Consider the following 12,082-nt stretch of genomic DNA (forward strand, 5'->3'; position numbering starts at 1 on the left):
ATTTTGAATAAGAATTGGTTATATGATTATTTCTCCTCTCTATAATCTAGCGGCTGCCATATTCAATATTTAAAATCAAAAATTTAAAGTCAAAAATTTAGAAGAATGGCTAGATATATTGGTCCAAAAACACGAATCGCCCGTAAATTCGGTGAAGCGATTTATGGTCCGGATAAAAATTTCGAAAGAAGAAATTTTCCTCCAGGACAACATGGTAATAACCGTCGTCGCAAAACAAGCGAATACGGATTACAGTTAAAAGAAAAGCAAAAAGCTAAGTACACATACGGTGTGTTGGAAAAACAATTCCGTAACTTATTTAAAAAGGCATCGCGTAGTAAAGGTATTACCGGTGAGGTGTTACTTGGTCTTCTAGAATCTCGTTTAGATAATGTTGTTTATCGCTTAGGAATTGCTCCAACCAGAGCAGCTGCAAGACAACTTGTATCTCACCGTCACATCACTGTAGATGGTGGTATCGTAAACATCGCCTCATTCCAGGTTAAGTCTGATATGGTGGTAGCTGTTCGCGAAAAGTCAAAATCGCTTGAAGTTATTTCAAACTCTTTGGCAAATACAGGTGTGCATAAATATTCCTGGTTAGAATGGGATCAAGATTCATTTGCAGGTAAATTCTTGAATGTACCTGAAAGAAGTGATATTCCTGAAAATATTAAAGAACAGTTGATCGTTGAATTGTATTCTAAATAATTAATTCTTATGGCAATATTAGCATTCCAAAAACCAGATAAAGTAATTATGCTGGAAGCCGACGAAAAATTCGGCAAATTTGAATTTCGTCCGCTTGAACCAGGGTATGGTATTACCGTTGGAAATGCCTTAAGAAGAATATTGTTGTCCTCTTTAGAGGGATATGCAATCACCACTGTCAAGATCGAAGGCGTAGATCATGAGTTTACCAGCATCCCTGGTGTTATTAATGATGTTACCGAAATCGTTCTTAATCTTAAGCAGGTTCGCTTCAAAAATCTGGTAGAAGATACAGAGCAGGAAACTGTAACTGTAAGTATTTCAGGTAAAGAAGAGTTTACAGCTGGAGACCTTAATCAATTCATGACTGGTTTCGAAATTTTGAACCCAGAGCTTGTTATTGCTAAGATGAATCCAGAGGTAAATCTGCAGATGGTATTGACCATTGAGAAGGGAAGAGGTTACGTTCCTTCAGAGGAAAACAAACCAGCAGAGGCAGAATTTGGTTTAATTGCTATCGATTCAATCTTTACTCCAATTCGCAACGTAAAGTATGCGATTGAAAACTATCGTGTAGAGCAAAAAACTGACTACGAAAAGTTAGTTTTAGAAATTGAATCTGATGGTTCAATCCATCCAAAAGATGCGTTAAAAGAAGCCGCAAAAATATTGATTTATCACTTCATGTTATTCTCGGATGAAAAGATTACGCTTGATTCAGATGAGAAATTTGGCAACGAAGAGTTTGATGAAGAGGTATTGCATATGCGTCAGCTTCTTAAAACTAAGCTGGTTGATATGGACTTATCAGTACGTGCGTTGAATTGTTTAAAAGCTGCTGATGTGGAAACGTTAGGTGAGCTTGTAACATTTAACCGTAACGATCTGTTGAAGTTCCGTAACTTCGGTAAGAAGTCACTTACTGAGTTAGATGATCTTCTACTCAATATGGGGCTTACTTTCGGAATGGACACCGCAAAGTATAAATTAGACAAGGAATAATAGCGATGAGACATAGAAAGAAATTTAATCATTTAGGTCGTAAGAGCGCGCATCGCAAAGCGATGTTAGCTAACATGGCTTCCTCATTGATTCTTCACAAAAGAATCAAGACAACGGTGGCTAAGGCTAAAGCATTACGTATGTATGTTGAGCCTCTTATCACTAAAACAAAAGATTTAGATACAGTAGAAGCTAAAATGCACGCTCACAGAACTGTATTTTCATACTTAAAAGATAAGCACGCCGTTAAGGAGTTGTTCGAAGAGGTAGCTGGTAAAGTTGCTGACCGTCCAGGAGGATACACTCGTATTTTAAAGTTAGGTAACCGTATTGGTGATAACGCAGAAATGTGTTTAATCGAGTTGGTTGACTACAACGAAAATATGTTGGAAACTAAGAAGTCCTCTACAGCTGGTAAGAGAACACGACGCGGACGTAGAAAATCAACAGCTGACACAGCTGTTGCTGAAGCACCTGCTCAAGAAACTCAAGAGCAAGCTCCAGAATCTACTGATGCTGAATCAAAAGAATAAATCAATGATTAAAAAGGAAAGACTTTCGTTTTTCCTTTTTTTTCTTGAAATTGCTTTAAAAGGGGATAATGATGAAATTGCATTATCCTTTTTTTTTTGAAAGATTATCAATCAATACATAAACAAAAATTATTATGGGACAAATTGCAAACATTCATGCACGTGAGATCCTTGATTCACGAGGTAATCCTACCATTGAAGTTGAAGTTACTTTAGAAAGCGGTTTCGTTGGTCGCGCTGCTGTACCATCAGGGGCATCAACTGGTGAGCACGAAGCTTTAGAGTTACGTGATGGCGACAAAGGCCGTTACTTAGGAAAAGGTGTGTTAGGCGCTGTTAAGAACGTAAACGAAGTAATCGCTCCTGAATTAGTAGGAATGAGCGTATTGGAGCAAGTTGCGATCGATAATAAAATGTTAGAGCTTGACGGAACTAAAACTAAGAGCAAATTAGGTGCTAACGCTATCTTAGGTGTTTCTTTGGCTTCTGCTAAAGCTGCTGCTGAGTACTTAGGAATGCCATTATATCGTTACATTGGCGGCACTAATGCTGTTACTCTTCCTGTTCCAATGATGAACATCATCAACGGTGGTTCTCACTCTGATGCTACTATCGCTTTCCAGGAATTCATGATTCGTCCAGTAGGTGCTGAGTCTTTCCGTGAAGGTTTGCGTATGGGTGCTGAAGTATTCCATGCATTAGCTAAAGTGTTAAAAGGAAAAGGTTTATCTACTGCAGTTGGTGATGAAGGTGGATTTGCTCCTATGTTAGGTGGTACTGAAGAAGCGATTGACTCTATTCTTACAGCTATCAAAAATGCTGGTTACAAGCCAGGTCGTAAAGAAGAAGGTGGTGATGTATCTATCGCTATGGACTGTGCATCTTCTGAGTTCTTTAAAGATGGTGTATATGACTACAGCATTTTCGAACCAAACGGTGTTAAGCGCAACTCACAAGAGCAAGCTGCTTACTTAGCCGAGTTGGTTGCTAAATACCCAATCGATTCTATCGAAGATGGTATGGATGAGAATGACTGGGACGGATGGGTAGCTTTAAATGCTGCTATCGGTGATAAGTGCCAGTTGGTTGGTGACGATTTGTTCGTAACTAACGTTGATTACTTGAAGAAAGGTATTGAATTAGGAGCTGCTAACTCTATCTTAATTAAAGTAAACCAGATTGGTTCATTAACTGAAACATTGAACGCTATTGAAATGGCTCACCGTGCTGGTTATACTTCAGTAACTTCTCACCGTTCAGGTGAAACTGAAGATGCTACTATTGCTGACATCGCTGTGGCTACTAACTCTGGTCAGATTAAGACCGGTTCATTAAGCCGTTCAGACCGTATGGCTAAATACAACCAATTACTTCGTATTGAGGAGGAATTAGGTGAGCGCGCTGTTTACGGTTATGCTAAAGTTCAGAAGAAATAAGACTATTTCTATTTGATATACAAAGGGCTGTCATTAGACAGCCCTTTTTTTGTGGTTTTTAATTGCCTGAAACAATTATATCAATTATCTGTTCTAAATATGCCTTATCTCACACAAGGCATAGTATTAATTCAATCAGCTCACTCAATATGGATTATATCAAGAAAAAGATAATTGAAATTGGTAGGCCTAAGGCCGAATTAGTAAAAGATTTGATAAAGAAGCATGGTGACGATGTCATACAGGACGTTACCTTAGGACAAGTGCTAACAGGTATGAAAGGAATGGTTTCCCTTTTGACTTGTACCTCTAAATTAGATCCCGAGGAAGGTATCCGTTTTAGAGGCTATTCTATTCCTGAATTGCAGCAATTACTACCAAAGATTCATTCCGATGGAGAGCCATTGCCCGAAGGTTTATTTTACTTGATGCTGACGGGTGAATTGCCTACCAAAGAAGATGTAAACCATATTAGTGAACAATGGGCACAGCGTGCACAAGGTATTCCTCCGCATGTTTTTGATGTAATCAACGCTTTGCCTAAGGATGCGCATCCTATGATTCAGTTTAATACAGCTATTCTGGCCATGTCAACTGAATCGCAATTCAGAAAAGCTTACCTGACTGGTATGGATAAAAAGGATTATTGGGATCCGACGTATGAAGGAGTGATGGATTTGATTTCACGACTACCTGTCATAGCGGCCTATATTTACCGTCGTGTCTTTCATAATGAGCAGTATATTGATATTGATCCGAGCCACGATTGGGCTGGTAACCTGGCGCACATGATGGGGCATGATACAATAGAAGTACATCGTTTGATGCGCTTATACATGATGATACATGCGGATCACGAAGGAGGAAATGTATCGGCTCATGCAACGCATTTGGTTGGTTCTGCTTTATCCAATCCATATTATAGTTTTTCTGCAGGGATGAATGGTTTAGCCGGCCCTCTTCATGGGATGGCCAATCAGAATGTCATGCACTGGATCAATAAAATGCTGCGTGAAATTGGTAATGAAAATCCAAGTGAAGCACAAATAAAGGAATATGCCGAGAATACATTGAGTAAAGGTCAGGTTATTCCAGGATATGGTCATGCTGTTTTACGAAAGACAGATCCTCGTTTTACTGTTCAGCTTGAGTTTGCCAAAAAATATGCACCTGATGCACCGTTGATTCAGATTGTGAGTAAGGTATATAATGTAGTCCCTGATATCTTGGCTGCCACAGGTAAGGTGAAAAATCCTTGGCCTAATGTGGATGCCATTAGTGGATCATTACTATCGTCTTTTGGTATAACTGAATATCCTATTTATACCGTATTATTTGGTGTCTCAAGGGCATTAGGTGTCTTAACTCAATTGGTATGGGACCGATTGTACGGCTTACCGATTGAACGTCCAAAATCGCAAAATTTACAGTGGTTTGTAGAAAAGGTAAATTACAGAGGTTAGGAATTAAGAGAGGTTAAAGCCTCTCTTTTTTATTAGACCAAAAATAGTGGGAGAAGATATTAGTAATCAGTATAAAATGTCAGTTTAGAATTTCTTTCTTGTACTTCATTGGCATTAGGTCATTGGTTTTTATTACTTTTATCAACAATGAGTGTGTTGATCCAAAGGATATTTAGTCGACTATTTAATAACTATCTGCAAATGCGTTGTTTGCATCTAATGTTTATCGTGTTTTTGTTCGTAAATGCTGTTGATGCTCAGCGTAATCAGTTTTCAATCGAGCAATTTACCATTAACGATGGTTTATCGAACAGCCACATTACGACTTTGTTTCAAGATAGCAGAGGGTATATTTGGGTTGGAACCTCAGATGGCTTAAATCGGTATGACGGATACAATTTCAATGTTTTCCGCCATCACCCGTTGCAGGACAGTACCATTGTTGGTAATTACATTCAAGCTATTGTAGAAACGCCTGATGGAAATATTTGGATAGGGACACGAAATAGTGGAATTGCCATTTGGCAAAAGAAAAATGGCAAGTTTAAAAACTTGGGAAAGGCCTCTCCTTTGTTCAAAGATCTACGTGAATACGGTGTTTATGGTATGCATGTTGAAGGCGATAATGTTTGGATCAAAACACGCAACGCCATTGCGAAAGTCAATTACCGTTCCCAATCGTTTAAAAAGTTTGATCATTACTCTTCTGTTTTAAAAAAAGGAACCAGTGATTTGTATCCTGTTGTATCAGTACAACACAAGGTGTGGTTTGGTTCTAAAGATGGTATTCAGGTTGTGGAGAGTGATGGTAACACGATACAGCGCATACACCCTGATAATGTGCAACAGGTAGAAATTAGCAGCCTTGCAAAAATTAGCGATAGCGTTTTGCTGGCAGGTTCGTCAACTGGTTTGTGGCGTTATGATGTGACTAACGATCAAATTGAGGCTATCTACAAAAGGACGAATCGCTATAAAAGTGAGAGTGTAAGTAGTATTCTGGCAACTGAGGATGGCACAGTTTGGATAGCTACGTCAAAAGGTTTGATGTATTCAAATGCCCCATACGATGTTTATGAAGAATACGAAGTAAGCAACCAATTGCTAAATCCGTTTAAGAATATTTCATCGATATTGGTTGATAACAGTGGGCTCTTATGGGTGGGAACCAAGCAAGATGGCTTGTTTAAAATAGACAGAAAACCACCTAAGTTCTCCTCAATTTCATCAGCAGATGATGTGGAATATCCTATTGATTGTTTTGATTTTCAGTCGGTGTATGTTGATGAAGAGAATAACCTGTGGTTGGGTACGGCACAAAAAGGGGTGTACCGGATTAATCGCGATACAAAACAATTTAAGCATTATACCATTTATCCGCCTTATGTTTTAAAAGATGATCCGGCGGTCAACGACATTTTTAAAGACTCGAAGGAAAATGTTTGGTTTGGTACTAATCAAGGTGTGTTTGTGAAGTATAACGGTCGAAACAGAATTACTGAATTCGACTATACCAATAGCAGCGACTTTAGGTATTTACTAAAGACTAATACTATCAAGGATATTATTGAGGATAAGTTGGGGCACATTTGGTTTGCGACTCAATTTGGGTTATACCGCTACGATGGGCATAAAATTACCAGCTATTGGTCGGACAATGAGAGTGAAAATGGCTTATGTGATGATGAAATTAATGTGTTGTTCGAAGACTCGAATGGACTAATTTGGATTGGAACGAATAATGGTATCAACACCTATAATGTTGTCAGCAGAACATTTGAGCGGATTCGTAATATAGAAGGCGAACCAAAGAAATTAAGCCATAATATTATTTCTGCTTTTGCCGAGGATCATGACAAAATTATTATTGGTACCCATGCCGGTTTATCGTATTTTGATAAGAATACAAAGACAACATCTTTCTGGCGCTATGATGATTTGATTAGTGGAAAAATTTATGCCGTTGAAATTGACGATTATCATCGAATCTGGATTAGTACAGGAATTGGTATTTCAATGATGATTCCAGGAGGTGAGCCGATTCATTATAATAAAAACGATGGTGTACCTGATTATAATTTCAACGTTAGCTCATCTTGCAAGTATGGCGATAATGAACTTTTCTTTGGAGGAGATAAAGGTTTAACGATAATTAATTCAGTGGATGTACCTCAAAATAATAATAAACCTAAGGTAGTGGTTACTGGGGTAAACGTCTTTCGAAAAGGGAAAGAAAAGGAGTCTTACGAAGGTGTATTTGAAGAGGCAATTTCAGTGCTTTATAAGAGAAATACGATGATACAGGTGTCATTCTCCGCCCTTGAATTTACCTATCCTACGGCCAACTCATATAGGGTAAAGCTAGAAGGGCACGATGAAGAATGGCGTGATGTTACCTATCAGAATTTTGTTAATTTTTCTAATCTTTCTCCCGGAGAATATATTCTTAAAGTGAGGGGGGCCAATAATGATGGAGTTTTTAGTCCTGAAGAGGTGCAACTGGTTATTGATGTAATACCTCCATTATGGATGTCGGGGTATGCTTATGCTTTTTACATCATTTTTGCCGTGTTACTCATACAAACACTCATTAATTATCGCATCCGTAATTACCGAAAAGCCTATAAAGCATTAAACGAAAAAGCGATTGATAAGCGAAAAATAGAGGATCAGAAAGAAACATTGTCGCGCGTTCACCAAAGCCTGACCGATAGTATTAGCTACGCCAAACGAATTCAGGAAGCGATGATACCATCGGAGAAAATGGTGAAACAAATTATCCCGGAGTCGTTTGTCTATTACCGACCTAAAGACATTGTGAGTGGTGATTTTTACTGGACGTATCGCACCGGTAAAAAAGTGTTTTTAGCCGCTGTAGATTGTACAGGTCATGGGGTTCCAGGAGCTTTTATGTCGATTATTGGTTACGACTTACTGAAGAATATCGTTGAGATTCAGGGCGAGCATTGTCCGGCCAATATTTTGAATCAATTGAGTCGTGAGGTCGCACTTACTTTCAGAAAGAACGGGCAGGATGGATCCCTCAATCAGAAAAGTATTGACGACGGAATGGATATTGCTTTGATAATGATGGATGAAGAAAAACAGGTGCTTCATTTTGCCGGAGCGATGAATCCGCTTTATATCATTCGCGACAATGAAATCATGACTTATAAAGGCGACAGATTCCCGATTGGGTATTCTGATGAAAACAAAGAACTGAGCTATTCGCGTCAGGAAATTGAAGTGTTTCCCAATGATGTTATTTATTTGTTTTCAGATGGTTTTGCCGACCAGTTTGGAGGTGCCGAGGGTAAGAAGTTTAAGTACCGCCGTTTCCGCCACTTGTTGCTGAATATTCACAAACTACCGATTGATGACCAAAAGGCTATCCTTCACCAGAAGATGGAAGAGTGGATGGGAACGGAATACGAGCAGGTGGATGATATTCTGTTAATGGGATTCAGGCTTTAAATTCATTTGTTGATAAATCGATGAATTGAATAACTGTCGAACTGATAAATTTGTGACCCCAAACTTATAAGCCATAAATACAACAAAAGCCCGACATTTGCCGGGCTTCTTAATTCCTAACTTCTATAAGCGAACTTGTTCGCGTTCTAAAATCTAATAGCTTTATTAAACATTAAAACGGAAGTGCATGATATCGCCATCCTGTACCACGTATTCTTTACCTTCTACGTTCATTTTACCAGCCTCTTTACAAGCTTGTTCAGAACCTAGCTCGGCAAAAGTATCGTATTTAATGACTTCGGCGCGGATAAAACCTTTCTCGAAATCAGTATGGATAACACCAGCTGCCTGTGGAGCCAGATAACCTTTATGGAAAGTCCAGGCGCGTACCTCTTTTACACCCGCTGTAAAGTAGGTCTGAAGCTCTAATAAACTATAGGCCGAACGAATCAATTTGGCAACACCCGATTCTTTCAATCCCATGTCTTCCAAGAATTCCTGACGTTCTTCGAAGGTTTCCAATTCTGCTATTTCTGATTCAGTTTTAGCGGCGATCATTAAAATTTCAGCATTTTCATCTTTCACGGCTTCGCGAACAGCCTCCACATGTTGGTTGCCTTCAATAACTGAATCTTCATCAACATTACAAACATACATCACGGGTTTGTTAGTTAATAAATACAAGTCTTTGGTAACCTTTTCTTCGTGCTCGGTTAATTCAACTGTACGAGCCGATTTGCCATTTTCAAATGCTTCTTTGTAACGATACAAAACTTCAACCAATTTCTTGGCATCAACATCTTTCGATGATTTAGCTGCTTTTTCAGTTTTTTGAAGACGCGCCTCTACTGTTTCTAAATCTTTAAACTGTAGCTCCAGATCGATAATTTCCTTATCTCTCACAGGATTAACCGAGCCATCAACATGGGTAACGTTGTCATCGTCAAAGCAGCGCAATACATGTATAATGGCATCCGTCTCGCGGATATTAGCCAAAAACTTATTGCCTAAGCCCTCACCTTTACTGGCACCTTTAACCAGTCCGGCAATGTCAACAATCTCAACAGTTGTAGGTACAACCCGTTCTGGTTTTACCAATTCTTCCAGCTTAACCAAGCGCTCGTCTGGCACTGTAATCACACCTACATTAGGCTCAATGGTACAAAACGGGAAGTTGGCCGACTGAGCTTTTGCATTTGATAAACAATTAAAAAGGGTTGATTTTCCGACGTTGGGCAAGCCAACGATTCCGCACTGTAATGCCATTATATTCTATCTTAATTAATTACTCGATTGTTTTGCGCTGCAAAAGTAGTGGTTTTTTTTAATAAAGTATCAAGATATAAGTAGTGAGTATCAAGATGATTGGCAGGATGTAAAAAAAGGATCGCATCTTAATAACCATATAGGCAATAAAGATGCGATCCTTTTATATTATCGATGTACAGCAATGAGCTGTTGGCTATTTTTATGCCAAATGTATCACAAAATGAGCCTTAGGTCATTTTACTGATTACATTGGTAAATGCCGAAGTATCAATGAAGAGCCTTGGGGAAACTTTGTTGAAATAAGGCTTATTTCATTGAGCAATCGGTTTTATTCTCCAAATTCTCCGAATTCACCGTTCTGAAGGAAGTCAATACTCTTTTCTATTTCTTTGTACATGATTTTGTCTTCTTTTACAAAACCAACAAACTCACGATATTGAGCTAAGAAGTCCTCAAGGAATGGTGATGTTTTAGCCGGGCGACGGAAATCCATGGCCTGCGATGCATTGAATAGCTCAATAGCTAAAACACGTTCCACATTTTGCGCAATTTTTAATGCTTTAGTGGCAGCGTTACCACCCATGCTCACATGGTCTTCCTGCTCGTTTGACGATGGAATACTATCCACCGACGAAGGTGTTGCCATCTGCTTGTTCAAGCTCACGATTGATGCTGCAGAATACTGAGGAATCATAAAACCGCTGTTCAGACCAGGGTTGGCAACCAGGAATTCTGGTAATCCTCGCTCGCCAGAAATTAATCGGTAAGTACGACGCTCAGAAATACTTCCAATCTCACTCATGGCAATTGATAAGAAATCCATTGCTAAAGCTAAGGGTTCGCCGTGGAAATTACCTCCAGAAACAATTAAATCGTCCTCAGGGAACACCATTGGGTTATCGGTGACCGAGTTGATTTCTGTAAGCACCACATTGGCTACATAGTTAATGGCATCTTTAATGGCACCGTGCACCTGAGGTACACAACGGAACGAATAAGGATCCTGAACGTGCTTTTTCTCACGAGTTATCAATTCACTACCATCTAAAATGGCTTTGATGTTGCGCGCTGTTTCAATTTGTCCCGGGTGAGGGCGAACGGCGTGCAGTTGCGGGAAGAAAGGCTCTATACGACCATCGAAAGCATCTAACGAAGTAGCGGCAATAATATCGGCATACTTCGACAGACGGAATGCTTTTAAAAGCGTGTAAACAGCGTGTGAGCTCATAAATTGCGTGCCGTTCAATAAGGCTAAGCCTTCTTTAGCACCCAATTTGATCGGTTCCCAATTGTTTTCTTTTAATACATCAGCAGCCTGACGTAATTCGCCTTTGTAATGTACTTCGCCTTCAGCGATTAAAGGCAAGAATAAATGTGCCAAAGGTGCTAAGTCACCTGATGCTCCTAATGAACCTTGTTCGAATACGATTGGATAAACGCCTTTGTTGAAGAAATCGCAAAGGCGCTGAACCGTTTCGACCTGTACACCAGAGTTACCAATACTCAAAGCGTGAATCTTTAGCATTAGCATCAATTTTACCACATCGCGTGGTACCTCACGTCCAATACCGCAGGCATGGCTCTTCACCAAATTCTCCTGCAATTTACTTAAGTCATCAGACGAAATAGAGATGTTACACAATGAACCAAAGCCTGTGTTAATACCATAAACAGGGCCGTCGTTGTTGGCTACTTTGTTATCCAGGTATTGCTTACAATGCTTGATTCGAGCAATGGATTCATCAGAAAGCTTCAATTGATAGCCTTCAGTAAGGATGGTTTCAATGATTTCGTATGATAGAGGTGCCGGTGAAATTTCAAATATCTTTTGCATGGTAATTAAAATGGTGCACAGTGCATAGTGCGCAGTGCGGGTTTAAAACTGGTGCATTGTGCCTATGGCACGTACACAAATGTAATTCAGTAATGATAGATTGGGGTAGTAAGAGTTGTTATGTATTTAATTTCTTCCGCCCCCATCGCCTTTCAGGCACTTCCCCCGGGGGAAGATTGTTCTGAATATATTCTCCCCTTGGGGAGATGCCACAGGCAGAGGGGGAGTTATGACAATACCACTACGATATTGCATCATAACAAAACAGGCAACGCCTGCTTCAGGGGCAGCGTATGTCGCCACCGAAAGAGATAAAAACGTGGTCTCTGTTTTTTAGAATTCTGCCCATAAAAAAGCGGG

Annotated in this window: 8 protein-coding genes; 6 read left to right on the forward strand and 2 right to left on the reverse strand. The window is 39.5% G+C overall.

What is annotated here, in order from left to right; genetic code table 11:
* The first annotated feature begins 105 nt into the window (after window positions 1-105).
* The 6 genes from rpsD to J1N10_RS03295 all read left to right on the forward strand — a co-directional run bounded on the left by rpsD (window position 106) and on the right by J1N10_RS03295 (window position 8,619).
* Window positions 106-711 carry a 30S ribosomal protein S4 gene (gene rpsD, locus J1N10_RS03270; RefSeq protein WP_262325242.1) on the forward strand — a complete coding sequence of 202 codons (606 nt, stop codon included), beginning with the start codon at window positions 106-108 and terminating at the stop codon, window positions 709-711.
* Window positions 712-720: 9 nt separating this feature from the next.
* A complete protein-coding gene (locus tag J1N10_RS03275) occupies window positions 721-1,713 on the forward strand; it encodes a DNA-directed RNA polymerase subunit alpha (protein WP_262325243.1) in 993 nt (330 codons plus the stop codon).
* 5 nt (window positions 1,714-1,718) lie between these two features.
* Entirely contained in the window at window positions 1,719-2,246 is a 528-nt protein-coding gene (rplQ, locus tag J1N10_RS03280; protein ID WP_410053433.1) for a 50S ribosomal protein L17, read from the forward strand.
* A gap of 134 nt (window positions 2,247-2,380) precedes the next feature.
* The gene (eno, locus tag J1N10_RS03285) at window positions 2,381-3,682 is read left to right on the forward strand and encodes a phosphopyruvate hydratase (RefSeq protein ID WP_262325244.1); all 1,302 of its coding nucleotides are present in this window, start codon (window positions 2,381-2,383) and stop codon (window positions 3,680-3,682) included.
* A gap of 149 nt (window positions 3,683-3,831) precedes the next feature.
* The gene (locus J1N10_RS03290) at window positions 3,832-5,145 is read left to right on the forward strand and encodes a citrate (Si)-synthase (protein ID WP_262325245.1); all 1,314 of its coding nucleotides are present in this window, start codon (window positions 3,832-3,834) and stop codon (window positions 5,143-5,145) included.
* A 201-nt stretch (window positions 5,146-5,346) separates the two neighbouring features.
* On the forward strand, window positions 5,347-8,619 hold the full coding sequence (locus tag J1N10_RS03295) for a ligand-binding sensor domain-containing protein (protein WP_262325246.1): 3,273 nt from the start codon (window positions 5,347-5,349) through the stop codon (window positions 8,617-8,619).
* Window positions 8,620-8,784: 165 nt separating this feature from the next.
* On the opposite strand, the gene ychF is transcribed toward J1N10_RS03295, so the two are convergent.
* Both ychF and hutH read right to left on the reverse strand, forming a co-directional pair.
* A complete protein-coding gene (ychF, locus tag J1N10_RS03300) occupies window positions 8,785-9,885 on the reverse strand; it encodes a redox-regulated ATPase YchF (RefSeq protein WP_262325247.1) in 1,101 nt (366 codons plus the stop codon).
* Window positions 9,886-10,216: 331 nt separating this feature from the next.
* Window positions 10,217-11,722, reverse strand: a complete 1,506-nt coding sequence (gene hutH, locus J1N10_RS03305; RefSeq protein WP_262325248.1) for a histidine ammonia-lyase — start codon at window positions 11,720-11,722, stop codon at window positions 10,217-10,219.
* Between the last annotated feature and the right edge of the window lie 360 nt (window positions 11,723-12,082).

Origin of the sequence: Carboxylicivirga litoralis, assembly GCF_025499605.1 — a bacterium.
GTDB lineage: Bacteria > Bacteroidota > Bacteroidia > Bacteroidales > Marinilabiliaceae > Carboxylicivirga > Carboxylicivirga litoralis.